Here is a 26,983-nt window from a genome sequence, read left to right on the forward strand (position 1 = left end):
GAGTGCTGCTAATGAAGCAAAAACCCAAACCCTTCATCTTTGCTAGCTGAACTCAGTTCCCCCAAGATTGCACGCAGCCCATTTTCATCAATGGGCTGTGCTATGTTCATCCCCTCGAATTTGAGTACCCTTAGGACTTTGGACTGCTTTGCTCTACCGTTCAAAAATCGCGTAGCAACTTGAACGACAATCTCCGTGTTTTCTGCAAAACTGAACTCTTTTCGGTGTAACCGATCCCAGAATTCTCGATCTTCGACAGTAAACAACGCCTTTTTCTCGTTGGCAGTCTTGCCCTTCCATTGCCTAGCTTGTTGGTCCTCTTCCTCAAGGTTTGGAGAGGTAACAATAAGGGTTTCCAAACTCACCCTCCATTCTTCGTTTTCATCTAGTTCAGGATCAGGCCTCTTAGGCCGAATTGCCCTTCGCGGAAATTCATTTCTGGGAATAGGGGGGAGATCTTTATTTTCAATCTCAACCGATGAGATCGCAGGATCCGCAATGCACCCTTCGAACATTTCGGCTTGAGCATCGGACAATTCGAAAACTGTCTTCTCCGATACCGGCAGTGCTTCCAGCTTTTCACGCGGCGCGGCCAGTACAGACGACGAAGCCTGTGACATTACTTCTGCAATTTCTTTGCATGCTTGTTCTGTCGCAGCTCTCTCAAGCTCTTCTCTTTCTTTTTCAGTATTCGCCAGTTCGATACGTTCTTTGAAATCACCTACTGCCTCCGCCGCGATTTGTGCAGGAAGCTTACCTGTCAGCTCTTTAACAACTTCCTTTGCGATATCCGTTTCTAGGCCTTGTACAATGGTCCAGAGTAACGTGTAGCCACCAGCCATTGTCCATGCAGTAGTTTTCGCACCTTTCACCACTACTTTAAGGATCTGGCGAACGCTACCAGGCTCGGGAGCAAAGACAACTAACTCCAGATCCAATTGGTCTTCGAAGAGTTCTCTATTTAGGGCCTTCAGTGCTCGTTGAGCCGAACTCGCAGATGCCACAAAGGCGTTAACGCTAATGTAGTGGTTCGGAACTTCGAACCGGATTTGTATTTGGCTCAAGACACTTACCCTTGCTAATCACCACTCAACTTTCACAAGAAATAAATCCACGTCAATCAGCAAAACCGCTCCCGCTTCTTCTTGGTTCAAAATACTCCCGCCGGAGGCATCCCAACACAAGGTCCGCGCCTGAACTAGGGGAGGCGCGAATGCGCCTTCGCCCTGCTGAGAGCATGCCTCCGGCATGACGGGAAGGTCAGGCGCGGGCCTGGCGGCCCAAGCGAACACCTCGCAACTGACCTTCCAAAGCTGCGGACACCAGCGAGGGGCTCCGCCCGTGCAGCGCTCCAATTAGGTGTTGCCCCCCGGCTCTCTGGCTGCCTTGGTGATCCTTCAATTGATACAGCCCAGACACCCACAGTGATCACGTTTCCTTCACCCCTGTTGCATGATCCCCTTCAGGCTTCCTACTGTTGCGACAGATGCCCTGCCCCAAGGAGCCGCCATGATTTTTATCGCCGACAACCAGTTCTTTTTGATCCTGGCCTGCTTTTGCATTGGCTTGGTCGGGACGGGTTTCCTGCTGCGCAAACCGGCGGGGCACAGGGTCTGGCGGCTTGCTGATCTGGGCTGGGTGGTTCTCGGCGGCATAGGCGCGCTGATTGCCGTGCTGGCGGGAATTTACAAGGCCGACACGGGGCGGTTGGAGCGCCAGATCGACATCGCCTATGCGGCCACCTCGGCCTTTGACCGCGATGCCGCGCGCTTCCGCCTCAGGTTCTGCGAACCCGCCTATGACAGCGATATCGCGGTCCTCTGCGACAAGATCGAATTCCTCTCCGCCTCCACCGCAGGCAACGCCGATCTGCCGCTGTTCATCGCGGTGACCGATCAGGTGGCCCCGTTGCAGGGGCTACAAGCCCTCTTTGGCCGGTCGGAAAACACCAGCGAAATGAAAGAGATGGCCGCTAGGGCAGATTCGTTTGATCCGGCGGCCTTCACCGTCTTCACCGCGCTGGACACCTCAACGCAGACTTCCGTCAATACGCTGCGGCGCAAGGTGCCTGCGATTGCGGGTGATTTTCTGATCCTAGCCCGCGCCTATGATGCGCTGATCGACCAGATCACCCAGCTGAAACGAGAATGGGAATACCTGCAGGCCAATGCCCATATTCTGGTGTTGCAGATCCTCGCACTCTGCATGGTGGCCTTTGCCGCGCCCTTTCGGTTGGGCAAATCCGTGGTGGATCTGCGTTAGGACAACCACAGAGTTTTGGCCTTATCAAATTGTCCAAATCTGGCCATTTCGACAAGGTCAAAATTCCCGCTACACTGCTCGCGATTACCTCCTCCTGATTTGCGAGCCCAGCCATGCGCGATACCGCCAGCCCAGCCCCCTCGTCGCCCGATCCCTCAGTCAAGCAGCACCCCAGCGTCTGCCCACTGGACTGTCCTGACACCTGCAGCCTGACCGTCGGCGTCGCGGATGACCAGATTACATCTGTGCGCGGCTCCCGTGCCAATCCGCTGACCGACGCGGTGGTCTGTAACAAAGTGATGCGCAGCTTTGCAGGCTTTGTGCACGGCCCCAATCGCCTGACCCACCCCCTACGTCGCACCGGCCCACGTGGCAGCGGCACCTATGAACCGTTCAGCTGGGACGAGGCACTGGATCTGATCCATGCAGGTTTCACACGCGCGATCACAGCCCACGGCCCGCAATCGGTGCTGCCTTTCAACTACGCGGGTCCACATGGCGAGCTGGCAGGCGGATCGATGGACCGGCGGTTCTTCTACAAAATGGGTGCGACCCGGCTGAACCGCGGCCCCCTGTGTGGTGCGGTGCGTGGCGGCGCCTATGAGAGCCTCTTTGGACCGGCCCCCGGGATGCCACCGCAACAGGTGTTGCAATCGGATCTGGTGCTGGTCTGGGGCAACAATGTCACCGTCTCCAACCTGCACATGGCCCCACTTCTGAAACAGATCCGTGCCAAAGGCGCGCGGCTGGTGGTGATCGACCCCAAACGCACCAAAATTGCTGAACACTGCGACCTGCATCTGCAATTGATACCGGGCACAGATGTCGTCTTGGCCATGGCGCTGGCCGCTGAGCTGGAACGCCGTGATGCGTTGGACCAGGCCTTTATTGACCAATGGATCAAGGGGGCAGATCAGTATCTTCACGCCGCCCGCGCCTATACTCCTGATCAGGTCGTCGAGGTTTGTGGTCTGTCACTGGCGGAGTTCCACCAGCTCGCTGACTGGATAACCCAGGCAAGCTGCATGTCCACCTCGCTTGGCAACGGGATCGAGCGCGGCCGCTCTGGCGGTTCTGGACTGCGCGCGGCAATGGCGTTGCAGGCACTGACGGGGCATCACGGTCGCCTGGGCGCTGGCGTTCTCGCCAAACCCGGCCTTGCGGTGCCCAAAACAACGGACAGATTACAAGGCGCGCGTCTGATCGACCCGGACAGCCGCGTGTTCAACATTCTCGATGTAGCGCGCAAACTGCTGGATCAAAACATGCGCATCCCGGTCAAAGCCGTAATGATCTACAACCACAACCCCGTTGCGACCCACCCCGACCAGGCCCGCCTGATCAAGGCGCTCAGTCAGGAAGACATCTTTATTGCTGGCAGTGATGTTGCGATGACAGATTCAATGCGCATGTGCGATGTAATCCTGCCTGCCGCCAGCCATTTTGAATATGACGACGTCTATGGCGCATATGGCCAGAACTACCTCCAACGGGCAGCACCTGTGATCCCACTGGTGGGTGAAAGCCTGCCCAACACCGAGATTTTCCGCCGCCTTGCCGCGCGCTTTGGCTATGACGATCCGCTGTTTCAGACCAGCGATGCAGAGCTGATGGATCAGGCATTGGACAACGATCACCCGCAGCTAGCAGGGCTTCGCCCGAGCGAAATCCCCTTGGATCAGGCACTGGAAATCACTGCACCAGATGGGGCTGCACCGATCCTATGTGATACAATCGCGCCAGCTACCGCCTCGGGCAAGATCGAACTGTTCAGCGACGGCTACGAAGCCCGCTATGGTTTTGGACTGCCGCGCTATGATCCTGTTCCCCGCAGTGCGCCTTTTGTGCTGATCACGCCCTCCTCGGCCAAGCGCACAAATGCCACCTTTGGCGACCAGCCGCCCTCTGACGGGGCAGAGGTGGTGGAAATGCACCCTCAGGACGCAGCCAGCGAGAACCTTTGCGACGGAGATATTCTGGAGATCTTCAACGCCCAAGGGGTCGTGACCCTGCGCCTCAAAATAAGTGATACCACCCGCCCCGGCGTTCTCTACAGCCCCAAAGGCACTTGGCGCGCCAGCAGTGCCACCGGTCTGACAGTGAATGCACTGATCCCTGCAGATATCCGCACCGATACTGAGGATGGTGCCTGCTATAACGAGACCTTTGTGGACGTGCGCCGCGCCGCGAGCTAGCAGCCGCCGCTGCGCTCTTCTCAAACCGCGTAAAACCAGTTCCCACCCCGGCACGACTTGCACTAGTGTGGGTGCTATGATCACCGGTTCCCGCCTTCCCGTCGGCTGTCTATTGCTGGGCTGTCTTGTCCTGCTATCCTGTGGCAGGCCGCTGTCGGATGGCGAACAGCACTTCCTGACCCGCATCCATGGGACTGAACTTGATATGAACCGGATGCGCATCGTCAAAGGCGCCCCGCTGTCGCAAATCACCTTTCGCCGTAAGCCACGCCCGCGCGTGACCTGCCGCGAACGCGTTTTGCCGCCGGCCAAGGACGAAATCGTCACCACCTCTCCCGCAGCATTGGCGCTATTCAACCGCATCCTTTTTGTGCGCGACTGGTATATCGACGACTATATGCCCGCCTATCCCGAACGGCTCTATCTGGTAGAGGCGATGTTGCTGGCTCATGAAGCCACACATGTCTGGCAATGGCAGCAGCGTGCCAAAACCGGCTATCATCCGCTACGCGCAGCCGCTGAGCACCGGGCTACGGATGACCCTTATCTGTTTGAGCTGAAAGGCAAGGAGCGCTTCCTCGATTACGCCTATGAACAACAGGGCGCAATTGTAGAGGAATATGTATGCTGCCGGGCGCTGGACCCGACCGGCGGGCGCACCAAACGGCTGCACGATATGCTCAAGGCCGCAATGCCCGTCTCCGATCTGCCGCAGAACCGCGAAAGCGATGTCTACCTGCCGTGGAAAGACGCTGAGCTGACCGGCATCTGCACCTGAACAAAACCATCACAGCCCAGCGTGTAATTTACCGCCATCCAACCGCACCACCCGGTCCATACGTTGCGCCAGTTCAAAGTTGTGAGTGGCAATCAACGCCGCCATGCCGGTGGCGGCAACCAGTTCCATCAGCGCCTCAAAGACCTGATCGGCAGTGCCCGGATCCAGATTGCCTGTCGGCTCATCCGCCAGCAGAAGGCGCGGACCATTCGCCAAGGCCCGGCAAAATGCAACGCGTTGTTGCTCGCCACCGGACATGGCCGCAGGCCGGTGCCCCGCGCGATCCTTCAGGCCGACGCGTGCCAAAAGTTCCTGCGCTCGGTGTTCAGCCTGTGCTGGGCTGGTGCCATTGGCCAGCTGCGGCAACATGATGTTTTCCAAGGCCGTAAACTCTGCCAGCAAATGGTGGAACTGATAGACAAACCCCACGTCCTGACGCCGCACCGCGGTGCGGCGGCGCTCTGATTTATCGGTCAGAGCCTGCCCGTTGATCTGCACCGTGCCGCGATCTGGGGTGTCCAACAGCCCGGCAGTATGCAGCAGTGTTGATTTGCCGGCCCCGGAGGGAGCGACCAATGCCACGATCTCACCCGGGGCTACGGTCAGATCGATATCGCTCAGCACATCTACCTGCGTCGGCAGGCCGTGGTTGTAAGATTTACCAACCTGGCTCAACTCTAATACCGCCACGCTTGTCGATTGGCGCATATCTTTCGTCACGTCTTTCTGCATCTCGGAATCACTCATAACGTAGCGCCTCCACCGGGTTCATGCGTGCAGCCCGGCGGGCCGGAAAGATCGTAATAAAAAACGACAGCGTCAACGATAACGACACTGCAGACAGGACATCCGCCAATCGCAATTCAGCGGGCAGCGCGTAAATGCCACGGATCGCGGGATCCCAGACGCCACCACCCATCACAAAGTTCACAAAGGAAAAAATCGGATCGATGTAGATCGCAAAGAGACAGCCGAGAACAACCCCCAATGCCGTGCCCACCACACCGGTACAGGCCCCGCATAAGAAAAACACCCGCATCACTGATCCTTCGCTGAGCCCTATGGTTCGCAGGATGCCAATATCGCGACCCTTATTTTTCACCAGCATGATCAGACCTGAGACAATATTCATCGTCGCAATCAACACCAGGATCGACAGGATGATAAACATCACATTGTCCTCAACCTCCAGTGCGCGCAGGAACCCACCCGATGCATCGCGCCAGGTCCAGACGCCGATGCCCGAAACCACCTGATCTCCGGCCTGCAGCAGCGGCAGCACCATACGATCAACGGCTTCCGGATCTTCCACCATCACCTCGATCTCATCCGCAAAACCTTCGCGATTGAAATAGCTCTGCGCCTCGGCAAATGGCATGTAGAGCCGGGTGCGGTCGATGTCATATCGCCCGGCCGTGAAAACATAGACCACCTCATAGGCATTGACGCGCGGGCTGGTGCCAAAGGCGGTCTTTACTCCGTTGGGCGAAATCAGCTTGATCCGGTCGCCAACCTGCAGGCCCAACTCACGCGCGACGCCCGAGCCCAGCGCCACACCTTCGTCAAAACGCGACAGATCGCCAATAGCAGTCTCACTCTCGGCAACGCCCGGGAGGGTGGCAATATTAGCCGCCGAAATACCAAACACCTCGACTCCGGCACTGCGCTGGCGCAGGCTGGCCATCACCTGACCCTTGATCAGCGGCGCAGCACGGATCACCCCCGGAACCGTTGTTACCTGCGCTGCCAGCGCATCATAATCTGTCAACTTGCGGTCCAGCTGGCCTTGCTCCGTGACTTGCCCGTGCGAATACAGCGTCACATGAGCATTTGCGCCAAGGATCGTTCCCACGAACTCCGAGCGAAAGCCCGTGCGCACCGCCAATGTTGCAATCAGGGCAAAAACAGCCAGCGCAATCCCAACGAGACTGATCCAGGTCATCACGCTGACACCCCCTTCGGCGCGGCGCGCCCTGAGGTAACGCCAGGCGATCAGCCATTCAAAACGCGAAAACGGTAGTGGTGTGGCCATAATTGTCCTGCCCCGGAAATTTCAGCGCAACCTGTGCCGACTAGGGCCTCGGGTCAAGATCTGGTTTCGCCCCCGGCAGTATTCCCCGCCCGGCCGCGTGGTATCTCAGCCCTCAGTTTCAGGACACGCTGGAATATTTTACATAAGAAAACGGGCCGAATTCCTCAAAACAATGCGGCACAAGAACATAACGGCCCGCGTCCACCGGAATGATACGCAGGCCGTCTAATTGTCTAACAGGCGTCAGCTCGCCTTCAGAACCCGCGACCGGTCTGATGGTTCGCATAGATCTCGATGATCTTTCTCACTGCGGCCTCGGGTGAGAGCTCTTCGCTTTCGCCAGTGCGGCGGGAGGTCAGCTCAACAACGCCATTCTTCAGACCACGTGGGCCGACAGTGATACGCCAAGGCAAACCGATCAGGTCCATGGAGGCAAATTTACCGCCAGCTCGTTCCTTACGGTCGTCATAGAGCGGCTCCAGCCCTGCGATGGTCAATGCTTTATACAGGCTTTCGCACGCCGCATCCGCCTCATCGTCGCCCTGCTTCAGGTTAACGATCCCGCAGTGGAAGGGGGTCACACCTTCGGGCCAGATAATGCCCTTGTCATCATGGCTGGCCTCGATGATGGCCCCTAGCAGGCGGGAGACGCCAATACCGTGGCTGCCCATGTGGACAGGTGATTGCTTGCCATCCGGCCCCTGGACATTTGCGCCCAATGCTTCGGAGTATTTCGTACCAAAATAGAAAATCTGACCAACTTCGATACCGCGGGCCACCCGGCGGCGATCCTCGGGCACCTCGTTGAACAGCGCCTCCTCATGGGTCTCATCCGTGCGGGCATATTTGGAAGTAAACTCCTCCAGAACGCCCTGACACTGCTCAACGCTATCATAGTCGATCTCGCGATCACCAAACGTCAGATCGGTGACAGCACTGTCATAGAAGACTTCGCTTTCGCCCGTGTCCGCCAGAACCAGGAATTCATGGGTGTAGTCGCCACCGATCGGACCACCATCCGCGCGCATCGGGATCGCCTGCAGCCCCATGCGCTCGTATGAGCGCAGGTAGCTGACCAGATGGCGGTTGTAGGCATGCAGCGCATCCTCTTTGGTCAGGTCAAAGTTATAACCGTCCTTCATGTAGAATTCGCGGCCGCGCATGACCCCGAAACGAGGCCGGATCTCGTCGCGGAACTTCCATTGGATCTGATACATGGTCAGTGGCAGATCTTTGTAGCTGCCGACATGGCTGCGGAAGATGTCGGTGATCAACTCTTCAGCCGTCGGGGTGAACAGCATATCGCGATCGTGCCGATCCTTGATCCGCAGCATTTCCTGGCCATAGGCTTCATAGCGGCCAGATTCTTTCCACAAATCCGCTGATTGCAGCGTCGGCATCAGCATCGGAATATGGCCCGCACGCATCTGCTCGTCGTGGATGATCGTTTCGATCTTCTTCAGCACTTTGAAGCCCAAGGGCAGCCAGGAATAGATCCCGGCGGCTGATTGCTTGATCATACCGGCCCGCAACATATAGCGGTGGCTGACGATCTGGGCCTCGGAGGGGTTCTCTTTGAGAACAGGCAGGAAATAGCGGGACAGGCGCATGGCGGTCTCATTCATCAATCTGGGTTCTCAAGCGGTCTAAGCCATCGGCGCGCCTCAGGCAATCGCACTTTGCCAGCTGTCACCATCTGCAATCACCTCTCATCGCTTTGATCGCCCCTGTAGATACGAAACGGTAGATACGACAAGAAACATGGGTCACACGGCAAACGCACAGCATTTCGCAATGAATCACCTGCGCATCATCTGTTGCATCATCGGGGCGCATCGGCGAAGACTTGAGCCAAACACGCGCCACAGGCTCGGGCTGACAGCAAGGACACACCCATGGCTCTTCCCGCACAGAAACAGATGAAATACTGGGGGATCGTCGCTCTGGTAATTGCCGTGGTGCTCTGGGCACTCGGCCATGTGCTGCTGCCCTTTGTGCTGGGCGCCGCAATTGCTTATCTGATCGATCCGATTGCCGACCGGCTTGAGGCACTTGGCCTCAGCAGGACCACGGCAACCGCCACGATCACTGTCTGCGCTGTGCTGGTGTTTGTGATCATGCTGCTGGTGGTGGTGCCAACGCTGATCTACCAAATGCTGGATCTGGCCAAAGTGCTGCCCGAAGCCTTCCAGAACCTTCGGGAATTTGCACAGAAACATGCCCCGTCGCTGTTTGACGAAGGCAGCCGTGCGCAACAAACCATCGCGTCCATTGCCGAGACCCTGCAAACCAAAGCCATCGGCATGCTGCAAAGCCTCGTCGGCTCCGCAGTGTCCCTGGTCAATGTGCTGGTTCTGTTTGTGATCGTACCGGTCGTAGCGGTGTACCTACTGTTGGATTGGGATCGCATGGTAGAACGCATTGACGAGCTGCTGCCTCGCGATCACGCCCCAACCATTCGTGAGCTGGCATCTCGGATCGACAAAGTACTTGCGTCATTCATTCGCGGCATGGGCACCGTCTGCCTGATCCTTGGCACTTATTACGCAGTCGCGTTGATGCTGGTCGGGCTGAACTTTGGCCTGGCAGTGGGCTTCATTGCCGGTCTTGTAACCTTCATCCCCTATTTGGGGGCTCTCATCGGCGGGGCGCTGGCCATTGGTCTTGCGCTTTTCCAGTTCTGGGGCGATTGGTGGTCCATTGGGATGGTTGCAGGGATCTTTGCAATTGGTCAGGTGATCGAGGGCAATTTCCTTACCCCCAAACTGGTCGGCAGCTCGGTTGGCCTGCATCCGGTCTGGCTGCTCCTGGCGCTGTCGGTTTTTGGCGCATTGTTTGGCTTTGTCGGCATGTTGATCGCGGTTCCTGTTGCTGCCGCACTTGGAGTGATTGCACGTTTCTTCGTTGAGCAGTATCTGGACAGTCGGCTCTATCAGGGCAAAGCCCATCACGACGCGGACTGACCTTCACTCATGGCACAACAGCTGAGCTTTGATCTCCCTGCGAAACCAGCACTTGGGCGGGATGACTTTTTTGTAGCCCCCTCCAATGCAATGGCTGTGGCTATGTTAGACCCCTCTTTTGCATGGCCCGGTGGAAAGCTGGTGCTGAGCGGGCCAAAACGGTCCGGCAAAACCCATCTGGTGCATGTCTGGGCTAGCCATTCAGGCGCGCGGATCCTGCCCGCCCGCGCCTTGACCACGGCCGATGTGCCGCAATTGGCCGATGGTCCCATCGCGATCGAAGATGTGCCCGATATCGCCGCATCAGCCGAGGCACAGGATGCCTTGTTTCACCTCCATAATCTGGTCCTTGCCAACGGTCATGCCTTGATGCTGACGGGGCGGGCCGCGCCCCATCTATGGGGCATGTCACTGCCTGATCTGCAAAGCCGGATCGACGGCGCACACCATGCCCAGCTGCAACCCGCCGATGATGCATTGTTATCCGTGGTGCTGGCCAAACTGTTCAACGACCGTCAGATCACCCCAAAACCAGATGTAATCCCCTATCTGGTGGCGCATATGGACCGTTCCTTTGCCGCCGCCTCGCAAATCGTCGAAGAACTGGACCGTCTGTCGCTGACCGAAGGCCGGATGGTCTCTCGTTTGCTCGCGGTGGAACTTATGTCTGACCGCTCCGAGCTGCCGTCGTGTGGCATAGATGACGTACAGCCTGTAGATCCGCAGCTTTTCAGCCCTGTCTCCACAGGCCCAGCCGCAGCCGACGATTGACCCGTTGATCCCAATCCCCCATCCTGACGAATATGTAACGGAGCCAATATGCACGTGACACCGGAGCCTGCCACTGCTGATTGGGAGCCATTTGGCCGCCCCCTGTTTGACGATCCCGGCGCGCGCGCGCTATCGCGGGTGGGCGTCGTTGACGTCGGCTCCAACTCGGTCCGGATGGTGATTTTTGACGGCGCCGCCCGTAGCCCTGCCTATTTCTACAATGAAAAGATCATGTGCGCATTGGGGGCTGGCCTGTCGGAAACCCGCCGCCTGAACCCCGAGGGGCGCGTCCGTGCATTGGCGGCCCTGCGCCGGTTCCAGCATCTGGCCAAAGGCATGGACATGCCGCCGCTATCGGTGGTGGCCACAGCCGCGGTGCGGGATGCCAGCGACGGGCAAGAGTTCTGCGATGAGGTTCTGCGGGAAACTGGCCTCAAGATCTGGATTATTGACGGCCAGGAAGAGGCCCGCCTATCGGCGCAGGGCGTCTTGTTGGGCTGGCCCGGCTCTTATGGGTTAGTCTGCGATATTGGCGGCTCCTCCATGGAACTGGCCGAGATGCACGACGGCGAAATCGGCAAGCGCGTGACCTCCTCACTGGGTCCGTTGAAGCTGCGCGACATTCCCGGCGGCAAACGCGGCCGCAAGGCACATATCACCGAGGTGATGGAGAAACTGCGTGCCGAAATGGGCCAGCAAAACGACCGACTGTTTCTGGTTGGTGGCAGCTGGCGGGCGATTGCGCGTATCGATATGGCGCGACAGGGTTACCCCCTGCGCGTGCTGCATGAATACCGCATGAATGCGCAGGCAGTCCGCGAAACCCTGCGATACATCGAGAGCCGGGATCTGGAGGAGTTGCGCGTCGAATGTGATATCTCCAGCGCACGTATGTCTCTGGTGCCATATGCGGTTGATGTGCTGTCTCGCCTGGTCAAGACCTTCAAACCCAAGGATATAGCCGTCTCAAGCTATGGGATCCGCGAAGGTCTGCTCTATGAGCAGATGCCGCAGCGACTGCGCAACCGGGATCCATTGATTGAGGCCAGCCGCTTTGCCGAGATGAAGGATGCCCGCATCCCCGGTTTTGGCCGCACGCTTTATGAGTTTGTCACACCGCTGTTTAAGTCATCTGACCACGCCAAAACCCGGTTGGTGAAGGCCGCCTGCCTGCTGCATGACGTCAGTTGGCGTGCCCACCCGGACTATCGTGCGGAGGTCTGTTTCGATAATGCCACCCGCGCCAATCTTGGCGGGCTTAAACACTCCGAACGGGTGTTTCTGGGGTTGGCTCTGTTGCATCGCTATCGAAACAAGCGGCAAGGCACGCCGTTCGAATACCTCTATGATCTGCTGGATGATCGCGGCAAAAAAGAAGCCGAAATCCTGGGTAAGGCGATGCGGTTTGGCGCCATGCTGATGGTCAGTAAGGATGGCAATATCGGCAAACTAGTCTGGCAGCCGCGCAAGAAACATCTGCTGCTGGAGCTACCCCGAGAGGCGGAACCTCTGTTCAGCGAAGTCGCTGAGGTGCGGCTGGCCTCTCTCGCTCGATCTCTCGAAGCGGAGGTGCGGGTAAAGATCTCCAAATAATCCTCCCACAATACTCCGCAGATCGACCGTCCGGATCAGATCACGGGATGTCTATTCAAATGTCCGTGGGGCCTTCGGGCAGATCTGGCGCTGGAGTGTCTTCAGGGGAGGCCTCTGGCGCGACCTCAGGCTTGCGCCGGATGATGATATCGCCATTGGGCAGGATTTCGGGGCGTTCATACACGCTCCAGTCTTCAACTTTATCAGCGATATCCGCAAGCGCGGGGCCCATCTCGGACATAAACCCACGGAAACTAGGTCCGAATTCATCTGCAAGCGACTGCAGATCGTCAAGGGCAGGCGCTATTTCCTCACGCAGACCTTCCCAGAACAGCTCTGCTCCGCGCTGCATCAGGCTGCCGCCTTCGTTATTCTGCGAGGGCCCGCTTTCGGCTTGCAGCGGTGCACTTAGCGGCAGCATCAGCGCTCCACCAAGGACCAAGACAGGGGTCAGTTGCGGTGTTATTCGAAACCAAGGCATCATCTGATTGCCCCCTTTGCTTTGTACAGGGATCGGCTGCAGTCAATATAGGTGAAACATGTCAGGATTGAAGCTGATACAAGCTTGCCAAAGCACGGGAACAGCGGAAATCCACCCGCGTGACACTCATTCCAGATCCAGATCCAGACTGACCGGGAAGTGATCAGACGCCATCAACAAAGCCTCGCGCAGGTCAGTGTTCTCATAGCAAATAGCATCCTCGAACGGGTGCCAGATCCGCCAGTTTTGTGACGGTTGCCGCAGTCTCGATGACACCATGATATAGTCCAGCAAGGCACTGAAATACCGCTTGGATTCGCTGCTATAGAAGCGCGCGGAACTGGGCATCACACGCAGCCTAGGCTGCAGCAGACTGTGCGCGTTGGGATCATAAAGATCCTGTTCCATCACGATCTCCACCGACGAGCGGTTGAACAATTGTTCGTATTGATCCAGCCCCGGTCCGTCGTTGAGATCCCCCATGACAATGACATCCCTGCCATCGGCCAAAAGCTGCTCAACCCGGCGACGCAACCAGATTGCTTGCGCCAGCTGCTTACGCCGGTTGGCGATTGACAGGCTGACGGCGTGGTCATCAGACTTTGCACCATGCGGTGCTTTGGATTTCAGATGCGCACCTATCAGAGAAACCTCCCTGCCCGACCGCGTCGTTACGGTAAGTTCTAAAGGAGGTTTAGAGAACCGCACCGCATCCTTTTTTGCATCGATGTCCAGATCGATGTGAAAGACATTGTCGAACCGGGGGGCTTCGGCGCTTTCGATCGGGGCATGCACCGCTGTCAGAACCTTCGGATCATAGAGAAACGCGATCTCCTGCTGGGTGTCATTTGCGTAACCGATCTCGGCTTTGTTGGTGCGCAGCCCGGCCTCTGTTGCGAACAGTTGCAACGCCTGCACCGTCTTGCGGTGACGGTTGGTATCCGGTGCCTCAATGATCATGATGCCGTCGGCATCCAGTTGCTGAAACACCTGCGCAAGTGCGCGCACCTGTGTCTCGCGGTTTACCCCGTGGCGACCGGATCTGCCACCGTCCAGCAGCAATTGATCCTCGTCGTCGAACAACGAGGCAAACCATTCAACGTTATAGGTTACGAGCCGCATAGCCACTGCATCCATTGATCTCGTCCCAAGCACGGTTGATATCGATCATCCGTTTTTCGGCCAGTCGAACGGCCTCTTCCGGAACACCGCGGGCCATCATTGCATCGGGATGGGTTTCACGCACCAGCTTGCGCCAGTGACTGCGGATTTCGTCTCGCGGCATATCGGGCGAGATGCCCAGCACCGCAAAGGGATCACGGGGCGCATCCGCTACGAACCGCGCGCGCAGCGCCATGAACTGTTGCTCACTCTGTCCAAAGATACGACTTACCTCGGACAGAAATTCATTCTCGCCCGGATGGTAGAATCCGTCAGCCATGGCAATATGGAACAGCCCTTCCATCAGATCACAAAGCGTCTGTGGATCATTGGCAAACATTTTCTGGATGCGCGCCGCATAGTCCTGATAGCCGGCAACATCTGTCCGGGCGAGATCAAACACCCGTGCGGCACCCGCCTCATCTTCCCGCGCGATCTGGAATACTTCGCGAAAGGCCGCAACCTCATCGCGGGTGACCTGCCCATCTGCTTTGGCCATTTTGGCACCAAGTGCGATCACCGCGATGGCAAAGGCAACGGTGCGTTCGGGCGGGGCGCGCAGACTGTCAAAAACCTCGCTCAGGCTCTGGCCAGAGGCCAGTGCAGAGAGCGCTTCGGTGATGCGGGTCCAGAGTGACATGGGTTGAGACTACCGCGCTTTGGTCGGACTGTCAGGGGCAGGAATACCCGGCGTCAGAATTTTCTGCATGAAAACAGTGTCCAACCAGAGGCCATTCTTGCAGCCAAGTTCAGGCATCCGTGCCGTCTCGCTGTATCCAAGAGCTGCATGAAAGGCGATGGCAATAGGATTGGCACTGCTGACGCTGGCGATCAAAACATGTATCCCTGCATCTTTTGCTGTCTCCTCCAGCGCCTGCATCAGGCTGCGCCCCGCCCCCTGACCCTGTGCATCCCGCAGCAGGTGGATCGTATGCTCCGCGGTGAAACGATAACCGGGGCCTGAGCGAAACGGGAAGTAATACGCATGACCCAGTATCACACCGTCCTGTTCCGCCACCAGATATGTGCCCTGAGCCTCGCTGATCTGCGCTCGCACCTGATCCAGCGTCTTTTCAACGGTGTTAAAGGTCGCCAGGGTGTCACGGATCACCCAATTGGCGATGGCGCAAACCTCCTCGGCATCCGTAGCGTTTGCTGGGCGGATGATCATCGCAACACGCGTTGACCATGGGGCGTGTCAAATTCCGCCTCAAATCCAGCAGGGCCGACATGGATGGTTACCCGCGGATCAGTCAGTGGTAATGCATCGGCCAACGCCGCCCCCTCGGGATGCGACAGATGCAAGTGGCGCAGAGTGCAACCTTGCTGGATCAGCGCTGAGGCCGGGTGCGGGCTATGCCATTGCATGAGCGCCGGGAAAAGATTGTCAAACGGCAAGCATCCACTCTGCGGCACCGCCATCTGCCACCGCAACGCGCCCCGCTGCAGATCAACAATCTCGCCTGTGCCTTCGGGTGCCTTAGCCAGCGCGGCCGCCAGATCCTCACAACGACATATCCAATTGGTCAGTCGTGCAGGGCCGCGACGACCGTCTAGATCAAACCAACGCGGGCTGCGCTGCGGTTCAGCGCTTGGGTCAATCGCAATGGCTTCGAGGTAAAGACCATCAGCCAGACCAAGCAGGTGATTATGGGTGGCAAACACCGGATGCACCCCACCGGGCTGCATCTTCACACCAAGGCTCTCCTCCACATGGGCGATCGCCTCTTCCAGCGTATCGGCCGCAACAGCCAAGTGATCCAGTTTCATAACATGCTCTCCGTTATCGGCGGTGAGACTAGCCACAAGACGCCTGGGTGCAAGCGAGAAAGAAAAACCACCCGCTGCACGCACTGCCGCGGGTGGTTCAATGCGCAAAACCCGCGCAGGTTTCTAATCACACACCCAATACATTGTGATCAGGACTGGGTAATCAAGACTGGCGGATCAGTTTCAAAATGTCCTGCGCTGCCTCGGGGATATTGGTTCCAGGACCAAAGATCGCTTTGACGCCATTGTCATAGAGGAACTGGTAGTCCTGCTGCGGGATCACTCCGCCGCAGATTACGATGATATCCTCTGCGCCTTGCGCCTTCAGTTCTTTGACCAGCTGTGGGGCCAGAGTTTTGTGCCCGGCGGCCTGACTAGATATCCCAATGACATGAACGTCATTGTCGATGGCGTCCTGCGCTGCCTCTTCCGGGGTCTGGAACAGAGGGCCAACATCGACGTCAAAACCGATGTCAGCAAAGGCGGTCGCAATCACCTTCGCGCCCCGGTCGTGACCATCCTGTCCCATCTTGACCACCAACAGACGTGGGCGACGGCCCTCGGCTTCTGCAAAATCCTCAATGGATTTTTGAATGGCCGCAAAACCTTCGTCACCTTCATAAGCGGCACCGTAAACACCGGCGAGGGTTTTCACCTCGGCGCTGTGACGGCCGAATTCCTTTTCCATCGCCATGCTGATCTCTCCGACTGAGGCCCGGGCGCGGGCGGCTTCGACTGCGGCTGCCAGAAGATTGCCGCCTTCCTTGGCAGTACGGGTCACCTCGTCCAGTGCCGCGGTGCAGGCTGCGCTATCGCGACTGGCACGGATCTGTTCCAGACGGGCGATCTGGCTGTCGCGCACCTTGACGTTATCGACATCCAGAATATCGATCGGGTCTTCCTTCTCCTTGCGGTATTTATTGACGCCGACGATGACCTCTTCGCCGCGATCGATCATCGCTTGACGGCGTGCCGCGCTCTCTTCGATGCGCAGTTTCGGCATGCCGGATGCAACCGCCTTGGTCATGCCGCCCATTTCCTCGACCTCTTCCATCAGGGCCCAGGCTTTTTCGATCAACTCGTTGGTGAGACTTTCGACATAGTAGGAGCCGGCCAGAGGATCGACCACATTGGTGACGCCGGTTTCCTCCTGCAGCACCAACTGGGTGTTGCGTGCAATGCGGGCGGAGAAGTCAGTGGGCAATGCGATGGCTTCGTCGAGAGCATTGGTGTGCAGGGACTGGGTACCGCCGAGAACCGCTGACATCGCCTCATAGGCGGTACGGATCACGTTGTTATAGGGATCCTGCTCCTGCAAGGACACGCCCGAGGTCTGGCAATGAGTGCGCAGCATTTTGGAGCGGTCGCTTTTGGCATCAAAATCAGTCATCACCCGATGCCACAACGTACGGGCGGCGCGCAACTTTGCGATTTCCATAAAGAAATTCATGCCGATCGCAAAGAAGAACGACAGACGGCCGGCGAATTTATCGACATCCATGCCTGCGTCCATTGCAGCGCGTACATATTCTCGACCGTCCGCCAGCGTATAGGCCAACTCTTGCACGAGGTTCGCGCCGGCCTCCTGCATGTGGTAGCCGGAGATCGAGATTGAATTGAATTTCGGCATCTCGTTCGAGGTATATTCAATGATATCCGAAATGATCCGCATCGAGGGATCCGGCGGATAGATATAGGTGTTGCGGACCATGAATTCCTTCAGAATGTCGTTCTGAATGGTGCCCGCAAGCAGGGCTTTGTCATGGCCCTGCTCCTCACCCGCGACAATGAAACTGGCGAGGATCGGGATCACTGCACCGTTCATGGTCATCGAGACCGAAACCTGATCCAGTGGGATACCGTCGAACAGGATTTTCATGTCCTCAACCGAGTCGATGGCCACGCCGGCCTTACCGACATCGCCCATCACACGGGGGTGGTCGCTGTCATAGCCGCGGTGGGTGGCAAGATCGAACGCAACCGAGACACCTTGCTGACCTGCCGCGAGATTGCGACGGTAGAATGCGTTGGATTCTTCGGCCGTGGAGAAACCCGCATATTGGCGGATGGTCCAGGGGCGACCTGCGTACATTGTCGCCTTTACACCACGGGTAAAGGGGCCAAAGCCCGGCATGGTGCCCATATGAGGCAGATCCTGAGTATCGACCTCGGTATATAGCGGTTTTACATCAATACCTTCCAAGGTATTCCAGGTCAGCCCGTCCAGCGGGCGGCCACGCAGTTCTTTTTCAGCCAGTGTCCGCCAATCGTCGGTTTTGGTCGTCATCGGGAGTTCCTCTTGTCAGGTCATATGGGGGCGGGTTCGAGCCCGCCGCGTGTTTGTCAGGGTCGCACATCAGCTCTGCCAGACCATCGGCACCGCTGTGCAACCACATCAGATCATCGGCATAGCGCTCGCGCAGCGCCGCAGATTGAATGTCGGTAAATGGGCTCCACCGCCCCTGACCACGTGGCAGATCGCGGGCCACGTTAGGGGCCAAGCGATGGCGCAGCGTCGGGAGCCCGTCGGAGCAGTTGATCCGGTCAGAAAGCGGGCGTCTCGGCAACCGGGTGCCGATCAACAGCGACAGCTGTACTTCGGGGCGATCGCCATAGGTTTCATAGGGCATCACCCGGATTCGGGCATTCGGCATGCCGCAGGCGATATCCGTGATTACATCGCGCCAACTGCGTGGATGGGCAGCAATCCGGCCCAAGAGATCAGCAGAAGGCAGGGGATGGCCATTGGCCACCATCTTGGTCATCAACGACGTCCAGAACCGATCCGGGCTGCGCAGGTTCAGCATCACATCGCACACCTGACCATCAAAAGCTGCATCGAACCGCGCCATGCGCAAACCCGCGTCTGCATATAGCTGGCGTTGCCGGATAAGATCATGAGGTGAGCCCATCAGGTTGGCATCACTGATAAAAAGGCGTTTGCTGCCGCTGGTCCGTTCGGACGCCAGGCGCAACCGCAGACGACCGCGCGCACGGGTAACCAGATCGCGCCCCACCGCAGATACTGGCCCCGGCTGAATGCCGTGCAATAGCCCGTCGCCGGTCTGCTCCTCGCCCCAGAAGGCTGTGCCATCGCGACGTAACGCTTCCTCGTTATGGGCAAGAAAGCCCTGAAAATACCCGGTAGCACAGCGGTGCGCGCCGACATGCAGCATGATTTCCATGGTCAGTCCTATCCCGATCGTGGCGCCACGCGATACGGGCAGCCCGGTTTGCAGAGGCCAAGAGGTTGCCACGGGTGGGTTGACAATAGAGTTAATACGACGGGTACATCTTCTGTGCGGGGTGTGTTTTTTTGTGTGCCTAGTGGGATTGCCCATCGCAATTACCGTGAACGGGCATATATTCATCGCTACAGGAGAGCTGATGAAACACTTGTTTGTCTTTGCAAAAACCGGATTTGGGTCATGGGCCTGGCCTTGTGAGCGACGCCCTGGCACAGCGTGTGCTTTGGGAGCGGCAGTTCTACTGGCTGCTGGTCTGCCCTTGGCTACTATTGCCCAAGAAGCCATACCTGCAGCGGCTGACGACGCAGCGACACTCACTACGCCACTTGAGATCGGCGCGGCAGACGATGCGGATGCCGAGCGGGTTGACGTGACCGAGCAGGCCGAGGATCCCGTCACCCGGTTGATCCGCGCTGGTGACAGCGTTGATCTGGACAGTTTGTTGTGGCTGCAACGGCCAATTGTTGTTTTTGCCGACAGCCCTGCCGATCCGCAGTACCATGAGCAGATGGAACGTCTGACCGAAGGAGCCGCTGCCCTGCTTGAGCGAGACGTGATCGTGCTGACGGACACAGACCCGAGCATAAAATCCGCTCTTCGTAAAAAGCTGCGACCGCGTGGGTTCATGATGGTGCTAATGGGCAAAGATGGTGGTGTCAAACTGCGCAAACCGCAGCCCTGGACCGTGCGAGAGTTGAGCCGGACCATCGATAAATTTCCCGACCGGCTGCGCGAAGTTGAGGAACGGCGCGGCAGCTGAACCGATATCGACCAGCTGCGACCAGAGCATTCACCCAGCCTGCCGCCGGAGCAAACCCGTCTTTGGTTCGAAGTAACACCGCGGCGCATCACGGCCCCCCGCCCTGCGCGTAGAACAGGCGCCTGTTGGCACGGTCAACAACGGCTACAAACTTTGAGCGAGGTTCGTAGATCAGCACCGAGGTCGGATCGAGCAGCGCTAGGAGATACGCCTGGCTCACCTCTTCCAGCATACAATCCTTGCCAACGATACCTGCGGCAAAGATACGATTGCCACGTCCCTGATCCAGCGTCATCACCTGCACAGACACCATATTCGGTGACAAACCTTCCACTTCAAATGCGACGGGATTGTTATCGTCCAGCTGGCGCAGCCCGGCCGGGATCGACCGGGCCTTGGTCAACACGGATGAAATGCGGGTGGCCTTGATCTCAAACACGCCAGCCGCGCAGTTGTTGCGAGAGAAGTAGTACTGTGTCTCCCCCAGCTGCACCCAATCGCGGACGGCGGCGCGGGCCGCCGCCTCATCTTGCAAGGCACAGCCCGCCAGCCCCGAAAGGACCAGCGCCAGACAGGCGACACGCGCCAATTTGCGATATGGCTGCACCAACATCATTAGGTGTTATTCGAATTCCATGATCACTTCGTCAACGGCGAGACTATCGCCCGCTGCCGCATTGATGGCGCTGACCACACCTTTGCGTTCGGCGCGCAAGATGTTTTCCATCTTCATCGCCTCAATCGTGCAAAGCGACTGGCCTTCCTGGACCTCGTCACCAACTTCGACTTCCAGCTTCACGACCAGACCCGGCATCGGGCAGAGCAGCAGCTTGGAAGTATCAGGGGCAACTTTTTCCGGCATCAGTTTTGCCAGCTCGGCCTGACGCTGGGTGCGGACATGGACCTTCAGATCGGCGCCACGCGAGCGGATGCGGAAACCGCCGGAGATCTTCCCTACTTTCAGCATCAGACTGTCATCACCCACGGAGAGCCGCGCCAGTTGATCACCGGGTGTCCAGTCCGAGGCGATGCGCAAATCGCTACCATCATCGAACCGTACGGTCGCGCCATCCCGGTCTGCATCTACAGTGACGTTGAAGTCCTCGCCCTGAAGAGTGACGACCCAGTCGCTGCCAACCTTCCGTTCGTGATTGTCCATCCGGCCGGACACTCGGGTCCGGCGGATTTCAGCAACCCGGTGCATGGCTGCAGAGGCCGCTGCGATCTTGCGAAGATCCTCTGTCGGCAGTTCGACCCCAACGAAGCCTTCGGGATATTGCTCCTCAATAAAGGCGGTGGTCATGGTACCTGCGATAAAGATCGGATGATCCATCACCGCGCTGAGGAACGGCAGGTTATGACCGATGCCTTCGACCTCAAACCCATCAAGCGCGTCGCGCATCGCAGCAATTGCCGCATCGCGAGTGGGCCCCCAGGTGCAGAGCTTGGCGATCATCGGGTCATAATACATAGAGATCTCGCCGCCCTCAAAGACGCCGGTATCATTGCGCACGGCCAGATTACCAGCAGGCGCATCTCCCTGCCATTTTCCACTGTCGTGCAGCGGGCCTGCGGCAACTTCGGCAGGCGGACGATAGCGGGTCAGACGCCCGATGGAGGGCAGGAAACCGCGATAGGGGTCTTCGGCATAGAGACGATTTTCAATGGCCCAGCCGTTCAGTTTGACATCATTTTGGTTGATCGACAGTGGCTCTCCGCCTGCGATGCGGATCATCTGCTCTACCAGATCAACGCCGGTGATCAGCTCGGTCACCGGATGTTCCACCTGCAGACGGGTGTTCATTTCCAGAAAGTAGAAATTCTTGTTGCCATCAACGATGAATTCCACGGTTCCGGCAGAGGCGTAGCCGACAGCCTTGGCCAGCGCGACGGCCTGCTCGCCCATGGCCCGGCGGGTCGATTCATCAAGGAAAGGCGATGGCGCCTCTTCCACAACTTTCTGGTTCCGGCGCTGGATCGAGCATTCTCGCTCTCCAAGATAAATGCCGTTACCATGTGCATCACATAGCACCTGAATTTCGATGTGACGTGGTTGGGTCACAAATTTCTCAATAAAGATCCGGTCATCCCCAAAGGAATTCGCGGCCTCATTCTTGGAGGACTGAAAACCTTCGCGGGCCTCTTCGTCACTCCAGGCAATCCGCATCCCCTTGCCACCGCCACCGGCCGAGGCTTTGATCATCACCGGGTAGCCGATCTCATTGGAGATTTTCACCGCTTCATCAGCATCGGCAATCAGGCCCATGTAGCCCGGAACGGTGCTGACACCGGCTTCCTGCGCGATTTTCTTCGAGGTGATCTTGTCACCCATGCTTTCGATCGCATTGACTGGCGGGCCAACAAAGGCAACACCTTTGGCCGACAAGGCCTCGGCGAATTTGGCGTTTTCAGACAGGAAGCCATAGCCGGGGTGCACCGCTTGCGCGCCAGTGGCACGGATCGCCTCCATCACCTTGTCGATGACGATATAGGACTGGTTGGCAGGTGGCGGGCCGATGTGGACAGCCTCATCGGACATTTTCACATGCAGGGACTGTTTGTCCGCGTCCGAGTAAATGGCGACGGTCTTGATGCCCATCTTACGGGCGGTCTTGATGACTCGGCAGGCGATCTCGCCCCGGTTGGCAATCAGGATCTTCTCAAACATTGGCTGTCCCTTGTCTTCGGTGTCTTCGGAGAGTGACGAGGCCCTGCCCCGCCGCCCCTTTGGCGTTGTCGAAACACAAAAAAGACCGCGCCGGAGAAAACTCCGGGCGCAGCCTTTGTGCGGTGGATATGCGACGTTGGCCGTTGCCACATATGGGCAGACGGTCAGGCGCCGGGCATGTCTGGCGATACGCTGTCGTACGTTGTACGGCGCCGGTCGTCAGGCCCGCAGATCTAGCACTTGCGCGGGTTTTCCTTGCAATAGATGACATTGGCGGCTGCCCCGACAGCAGCACCTGCAACCAGATTGCCATTGAGAAGCGCCGAGCCAACCGCGCCGGCACCCGCACCATAGACGACCTGTTCGCCCGTGGTGTCGCCACAGGCGGCGAGTGTGGTGCAAAGACCGAAAGCCGCGAGAATGAATTTTGCCTGCATAGGGGTGATCCTTCGTTGTGTGATCCAAGCTCTGCGCAACTGATTGCAAGAGCCCCGACATGAGACAAGGACATCCATTGTGACGCGATGGAATGCGCAGAAGCCTGCCAAACACTGGGGGGCAATTGGCAAGCTTCCGCCTTTGCATCCAAGGAAAAAATGGGCAGGCCGCGATTGGGGGGGCAAGCCTGCCCTTCCAGGCGAAGGGGCTGGATCAGATGCACGACAGGCTGACCTGTCACGGCGAGATTGCACGCCTTACGTCTTAGAAACATCCCCCGAGTTGCAAAACACACCAATTTGGCGAGAAGTTGCGCAAACCAACAACTGCTCTGCAGGATTATGCCGAAATCACTCTGAAATGGCCCAATCCTCGACCAGATCGTATCACGCCCTCGCATCTCAACCCGCCACCGCAGGGTCTGAGATCTTGGCGTCTCATTGCGGTGCAAAGGCAAGAGATGCGTCGAGGTTCGAGCCTCACAGACTTGCTGTAGCGACCCCATGCCGGGGCCATTGCGAACAAGGTGATGATCGGACCTGACGCACATCCCTAGCGCGCGCTTCCGTCGAAGACTTCAGGAAAGGACAGCTGCGCGGCATCAACGTCGATGACAAGCAGTGCTTCGTAGCTGTCGGGATCAAACGGGTCTTCAGCCGCGATCACTTCGCGGCCAAACAGCCAGCTGAGACGACCGGCATCAAGATTGCCGCGTTCAAACGGCTGGTCGCCAAAACAATCCCAAAGCGCCTGCATAAACCCGGCATCCGCGCGCCGGTCGGCAGGGCGGCGATCACGAAAGCGTTCGCGCCGGGTAATGGGCGTCACCCCTTTGGGGTTAGGACGTCGGATGATGAATTGGAAATCGGTGCCCGGCAAACGGCCGGGAAAGCCGCGGTGTTTTAGCATATTGGTGCCTCCAGTCCGGCACCCCGCGGGACGGTGGGGTCCGGCCGCAGGGCCGGACCCCTGTAGTGATTACTTGTATTTGCCGGTGTAAACTGGCTCAGCCGAAATCGGCTCGGGCTCAACAACGACGTATTCTTCTTCCTGCTGTGCACAGGCTGTGACGGCAGCAAGCAGGCCCGCCAGGGCAACGAGTTTGATACTCTTGGACATTTCTGTCTCCCAATTGTGTCTTTGAAACTTGCGCGGGCCATGGCCGGCGCCTGCCTCATCCTCAAATAACAGATCACACGGATGTGACCCGCCGCGAGAGTAACCGAGAAGTATGTGGTTTCACATCCCAAAGCTGCGCGCCCAGCCAGTTCCGGTGGCAAAGCTGCAAAAAAGCGCCAGTCTTCAGCTGGCATAGGCGTCTTTGCGTCGCCAAATGACACCGAAATTGACGGCGTCACTCTCGCATTCATGGCTGGAACGTCGGATGGTAGGCATGAAATCATCAGAATGCCTCCCAGATGCAGCTGTCACCGTCGGGACGATAGCTTTCAAAGAACTGAGTTGCAGACGCATCGGCCTGGCCAAATTCCACCGCACGATCGGAGAGCGAGATCACGATACGGCTGGGTGTCAACGCATGTTCGCGCAGATAGGCAAGCGCAAGAGACTGACACAGATGATCCATATCCGGGGCAGCCTGTTCGTAACTGATCTTGGCTGCACCCCGAGCAATTTGCGGCGCAAGAAAGCGAAACCTCACCCACAGCTCGCCAGTTTGGTCGTCCAAAAGCACCTCTTGCAGATCAACCGTCTGCCCTGATGGCAGTTCGATGGCCAGCGACCCAGCTCGTGCAGGCTGAGCCCATCCGCAGATACAGATCCCGAAAGCGAGAACGCCGACGCTTACAAAAGAACGAATAGCAAGCTCAATACCGCAGCCCCGACCCCAAAAACGATGGGCTCCTCCTGTCGGGGCTGCAGGCGCTGCACACGCGGTGCGCGCTGTTCGATATGAGCTGGCGCGGATCATGGGGCAGATTCGGTTCCGGTGTCAAACAAAGACGCATTTCTAGGCGCAAACATTTGAGATCGCTCAAATTGATCGCATTTTGCGAACAATCTGCACGATTCAGGTGTCATTGGTTCCAGTCCGCTGATTTTCAACAGGCTTTCCCTACAAACGCGGCGACAAATCCAGGCACATCCATGGGTGGTCATCTGCGTTGCATCCTAATTAATCCGCACAGCCAAGGCGATATTCACCTTTGAGCGCAAGGGTCTGGGGCGAGGAAATTCGGAACAGGTCCGGATTTCAAAGAGGGATATTGTCGTGTTTCTTCCACGGGTTTTTCAGCTGCTTGCCTCGCAAAGATGCAAATGCGCGACTGACACGTTTGCGTGTGGACTGCGGCATGATCACCTCGTCGATGAAGCCCCTTTCCGCCGCCACAAAGGGATTGGCAAAGCGTTCTTCATAATCCTTGGTGTGCTCAGCGATCTTGTCGGCATCCGCCAGATCAGCGCGGTGGATAATCTCGGTCGCGCCCTTGGCTCCCATCACCGCGATTTCCGCAGTTGGCCACGCGTAGTTGAAATCGCCACGCAAATGCTTGGACGCCATCACATCATATGCGCCGCCGTAGGCTTTGCGGGTGATAACCGTGACCTTGGGTACCGTTGCCTCGCCGTAGGCAAACAACAGTTTGGCACCGTGTTTGATCACACCGCCGTATTCCTGACTGGTTCCCGGCAGGAACCCCGGCACGTCAACCAGCGTCAGGATAGGGATTTCGAAACAGTCACAGAAGCGCACAAACCGGGCGGCTTTGCGGGAGCTGTCGATATCAAGGCAGCCCGCCAGCACCATCGGCTGGTTGGCTACGATCCCGACTGTCTGCCCCTCAAGGCGGATAAATCCGGTGATGATGTTTTGGGCGAAATCTTCCTGAATTTCGTAGAAGTCTCCCTCGTCCGCCACTTTGTGGATCAGCTCCTTCATATCGTAGGGCGTGTTGGGATTCTCTGGAATCAGCGTGTCGAGCGAGGCCTCAACACGGCCCGGCTCATCAAAGAACGGACGAACCGGCGGCTTTTCGCGATTGTTCAACGGCAGGAAGTCGACCAGTCGGCGGACCTCTGCCAAGGCCTCAACGTCGTTTTCGAAGGCTCCATCGGCGACCGACGACTTCTTCGTATGGGTCGACGCGCCGCCCAGTTCTTCGGCGGTGACAACCTCATTGGTGACGGTTTTTACAACGTCAGGGCCGGTAACGAACATGTAAGAGGTATCTTTCACCATGAAGATGAAATCGGTCATCGCGGGCGAGTAGACCGCACCACCGGCGCAGGGTCCCATGATGACAGAAATCTGCGGCACCACACCAGAGGCCATAATGTTGCGCTGGAACACCTCGGCGTAGCCCGCAAGCGAGGCGACACCCTCCTGAATACGGGCGCCGCCGGAATCATTGATCCCTATAACCGGCGCGCCGTTCTGAACCGCCATATCCATGATTTTGCAAATCTTTTGCGCGTGGGTTTCGGACAGGGAACCACCGAAGACCGTGAAATCCTGACTGAAGACATAGACCATCCGACCATTGATGGTGCCCCAACCGGTGATCACACCATCGCCTGCCGGACGTTGATTTTCCATACCGAAATCAGTGCAGCGATGCGCCACGAACATATCGAATTCTTCGAAACTACCCTCATCCAACAGCAGCTCGATCCGCTCGCGCGCCGTCAATTTTCCGCGCCCGTGCTGGGCGTCGACCCGCTTTTGTCCGCCACCCAGTCGCGCTGCGTTGCGACGGTCTTCCAGCTCGGAAAGGATATCTTTCATGGCCATGCCCCCTGTTGAATTTCAGGCGACCATAGACGCTGAGCAAGAGAACCCAAAGCCAATAATGGCAAATTTGCAAAGTGTTTGCGTATGCGGTTCGCAAATTTGCAAATCAGCG

General features: G+C 57.8%; 25 protein-coding genes. 7 read left to right on the top strand and 18 right to left on the bottom strand.

What is annotated here, in order from left to right:
• Positions 1-8: 8 nt before the first annotated feature.
• The gene (locus ACEWZM_RS02650; RefSeq protein WP_414004974.1) at positions 9-1,064 is read right to left on the bottom strand and encodes a hypothetical protein; all 1,056 of its coding nucleotides are present in this window, start codon (positions 1,062-1,064) and stop codon (positions 9-11) included.
• Between the two features lie 445 nt (positions 1,065-1,509).
• Between ACEWZM_RS02650 and ACEWZM_RS02655 the strand changes: the two genes are divergently transcribed.
• The 3 genes from ACEWZM_RS02655 to ACEWZM_RS02665 all read left to right on the top strand — a co-directional run bounded on the left by ACEWZM_RS02655 (position 1,510) and on the right by ACEWZM_RS02665 (position 5,235).
• Positions 1,510-2,262, top strand: a complete 753-nt coding sequence (locus tag ACEWZM_RS02655; RefSeq protein ID WP_414004975.1) for a hypothetical protein — start codon at positions 1,510-1,512, stop codon at positions 2,260-2,262.
• Positions 2,263-2,375: 113 nt separating this feature from the next.
• Positions 2,376-4,457, top strand: coding sequence for a molybdopterin-dependent oxidoreductase (locus ACEWZM_RS02660; RefSeq protein ID WP_414004976.1), 2,082 nt, complete (start codon positions 2,376-2,378; stop codon positions 4,455-4,457).
• A 76-nt stretch (positions 4,458-4,533) separates the two neighbouring features.
• Positions 4,534-5,235, top strand: coding sequence for a hypothetical protein (locus ACEWZM_RS02665; protein WP_414004977.1), 702 nt, complete (start codon positions 4,534-4,536; stop codon positions 5,233-5,235).
• 9 nt (positions 5,236-5,244) lie between these two features.
• Here ACEWZM_RS02665 and ACEWZM_RS02670 read toward each other — a convergent pair whose 3' ends face one another.
• The 3 genes from ACEWZM_RS02670 to proS all read right to left on the bottom strand — a co-directional run bounded on the left by ACEWZM_RS02670 (position 5,245) and on the right by proS (position 8,877).
• The gene (locus tag ACEWZM_RS02670; protein ID WP_414007934.1) at positions 5,245-5,943 is read right to left on the bottom strand and encodes an ABC transporter ATP-binding protein; all 699 of its coding nucleotides are present in this window, start codon (positions 5,941-5,943) and stop codon (positions 5,245-5,247) included.
• 31 nt (positions 5,944-5,974) lie between these two features.
• The gene (locus ACEWZM_RS02675; protein ID WP_414004978.1) at positions 5,975-7,267 is read right to left on the bottom strand and encodes a lipoprotein-releasing ABC transporter permease subunit; all 1,293 of its coding nucleotides are present in this window, start codon (positions 7,265-7,267) and stop codon (positions 5,975-5,977) included.
• A 254-nt stretch (positions 7,268-7,521) separates the two neighbouring features.
• Entirely contained in the window at positions 7,522-8,877 is a 1,356-nt protein-coding gene (gene proS / locus ACEWZM_RS02680; protein WP_414007935.1) for a proline--tRNA ligase, read from the bottom strand.
• A 285-nt stretch (positions 8,878-9,162) separates the two neighbouring features.
• Between proS and ACEWZM_RS02685 the strand changes: the two genes are divergently transcribed.
• The 3 genes from ACEWZM_RS02685 to ACEWZM_RS02695 are packed head-to-tail and all read left to right on the top strand — an operon-like array spanning position 9,163 to position 12,594.
• Positions 9,163-10,230 carry an AI-2E family transporter gene (locus tag ACEWZM_RS02685; RefSeq protein WP_414004979.1) on the top strand — a complete coding sequence of 356 codons (1,068 nt, stop codon included), beginning with the start codon at positions 9,163-9,165 and terminating at the stop codon, positions 10,228-10,230.
• 9 nt (positions 10,231-10,239) lie between these two features.
• Positions 10,240-11,001 (top strand): P-loop NTPase family protein, encoded by a 762-nt coding sequence (locus tag ACEWZM_RS02690; RefSeq protein WP_414004980.1) that lies wholly within the window; start codon positions 10,240-10,242, stop codon positions 10,999-11,001.
• A gap of 48 nt (positions 11,002-11,049) precedes the next feature.
• Entirely contained in the window at positions 11,050-12,594 is a 1,545-nt protein-coding gene (locus ACEWZM_RS02695; protein WP_414004981.1) for a Ppx/GppA family phosphatase, read from the top strand.
• Positions 12,595-12,649: 55 nt separating this feature from the next.
• On the opposite strand, the gene ACEWZM_RS02700 is transcribed toward ACEWZM_RS02695, so the two are convergent.
• The 7 genes from ACEWZM_RS02700 to ACEWZM_RS02730 all read right to left on the bottom strand — a co-directional run bounded on the left by ACEWZM_RS02700 (position 12,650) and on the right by ACEWZM_RS02730 (position 19,191).
• Complete coding sequence (locus ACEWZM_RS02700) at positions 12,650-13,078, bottom strand: hypothetical protein (protein WP_414004982.1); 429 nt, start codon at positions 13,076-13,078, stop codon at positions 12,650-12,652.
• A gap of 123 nt (positions 13,079-13,201) precedes the next feature.
• Positions 13,202-14,197, bottom strand: coding sequence for an endonuclease/exonuclease/phosphatase family protein (locus ACEWZM_RS02705; protein ID WP_414007936.1), 996 nt, complete (start codon positions 14,195-14,197; stop codon positions 13,202-13,204).
• Positions 14,178-14,876 (bottom strand): TerB family tellurite resistance protein, encoded by a 699-nt coding sequence (locus ACEWZM_RS02710; RefSeq protein WP_414004983.1) that lies wholly within the window; start codon positions 14,874-14,876, stop codon positions 14,178-14,180. The genes ACEWZM_RS02705 and ACEWZM_RS02710 overlap by 20 nt, the downstream gene beginning before the upstream one ends.
• A gap of 9 nt (positions 14,877-14,885) precedes the next feature.
• Complete coding sequence (locus tag ACEWZM_RS02715) at positions 14,886-15,407, bottom strand: GNAT family N-acetyltransferase (RefSeq protein WP_414004984.1); 522 nt, start codon at positions 15,405-15,407, stop codon at positions 14,886-14,888.
• Positions 15,404-16,006, bottom strand: a complete 603-nt coding sequence (locus tag ACEWZM_RS02720) for a VOC family protein (RefSeq protein ID WP_414004985.1) — start codon at positions 16,004-16,006, stop codon at positions 15,404-15,406. The genes ACEWZM_RS02715 and ACEWZM_RS02720 overlap by 4 nt, the downstream gene beginning before the upstream one ends.
• Before the next feature lie 163 nt (positions 16,007-16,169).
• Complete coding sequence (gene scpA, locus ACEWZM_RS02725; protein WP_414004986.1) at positions 16,170-18,293, bottom strand: methylmalonyl-CoA mutase; 2,124 nt, start codon at positions 18,291-18,293, stop codon at positions 16,170-16,172.
• Entirely contained in the window at positions 18,256-19,191 is a 936-nt protein-coding gene (locus ACEWZM_RS02730) for a hypothetical protein (protein ID WP_414004987.1), read from the bottom strand. The genes scpA and ACEWZM_RS02730 overlap by 38 nt, the downstream gene beginning before the upstream one ends.
• Positions 19,192-19,624: 433 nt before the next feature.
• On the opposite strand from ACEWZM_RS02730, the gene ACEWZM_RS20870 reads away from it, so the two are divergent.
• Positions 19,625-20,014 carry a DUF4174 domain-containing protein gene (locus ACEWZM_RS20870; RefSeq protein ID WP_462047792.1) on the top strand — a complete coding sequence of 130 codons (390 nt, stop codon included), beginning with the start codon at positions 19,625-19,627 and terminating at the stop codon, positions 20,012-20,014.
• 88 nt (positions 20,015-20,102) lie between these two features.
• Here the strand turns inward: ACEWZM_RS20870 and ACEWZM_RS02740 are convergent, their stop codons facing one another.
• The 7 genes from ACEWZM_RS02740 to ACEWZM_RS02770 all read right to left on the bottom strand — a co-directional run bounded on the left by ACEWZM_RS02740 (position 20,103) and on the right by ACEWZM_RS02770 (position 26,865).
• Positions 20,103-20,627 (bottom strand): hypothetical protein, encoded by a 525-nt coding sequence (locus ACEWZM_RS02740; protein ID WP_414007937.1) that lies wholly within the window; start codon positions 20,625-20,627, stop codon positions 20,103-20,105.
• 9 nt (positions 20,628-20,636) lie between these two features.
• Complete coding sequence (locus tag ACEWZM_RS02745; RefSeq protein WP_414004989.1) at positions 20,637-22,682, bottom strand: acetyl-CoA carboxylase biotin carboxylase subunit; 2,046 nt, start codon at positions 22,680-22,682, stop codon at positions 20,637-20,639.
• 233 nt (positions 22,683-22,915) lie between these two features.
• Positions 22,916-23,119: a hypothetical protein gene (locus ACEWZM_RS02750; RefSeq protein ID WP_414004990.1), complete on the bottom strand. Its 204-nt coding sequence runs from the start codon at positions 23,117-23,119 to the stop codon at positions 22,916-22,918.
• A 553-nt stretch (positions 23,120-23,672) separates the two neighbouring features.
• On the bottom strand, positions 23,673-24,029 hold the full coding sequence (locus ACEWZM_RS02755) for an SH3 domain-containing protein (RefSeq protein ID WP_414004991.1): 357 nt from the start codon (positions 24,027-24,029) through the stop codon (positions 23,673-23,675).
• Positions 24,030-24,098: 69 nt separating this feature from the next.
• Entirely contained in the window at positions 24,099-24,239 is a 141-nt protein-coding gene (locus tag ACEWZM_RS02760) for a hypothetical protein (RefSeq protein WP_414004992.1), read from the bottom strand.
• A 283-nt stretch (positions 24,240-24,522) separates the two neighbouring features.
• Positions 24,523-25,050: a DUF6497 family protein gene (locus ACEWZM_RS02765; protein WP_414004993.1), complete on the bottom strand. Its 528-nt coding sequence runs from the start codon at positions 25,048-25,050 to the stop codon at positions 24,523-24,525.
• Between the two features lie 282 nt (positions 25,051-25,332).
• Entirely contained in the window at positions 25,333-26,865 is a 1,533-nt protein-coding gene (locus ACEWZM_RS02770) for an acyl-CoA carboxylase subunit beta (protein WP_414004994.1), read from the bottom strand.
• Positions 26,866-26,983: the final 118 nt, after the last annotated feature.

Source organism: Phaeobacter cretensis (assembly GCF_047372505.1).
Classification (GTDB): Bacteria; Pseudomonadota; Alphaproteobacteria; order Rhodobacterales; family Rhodobacteraceae; genus Phaeobacter; species Phaeobacter cretensis.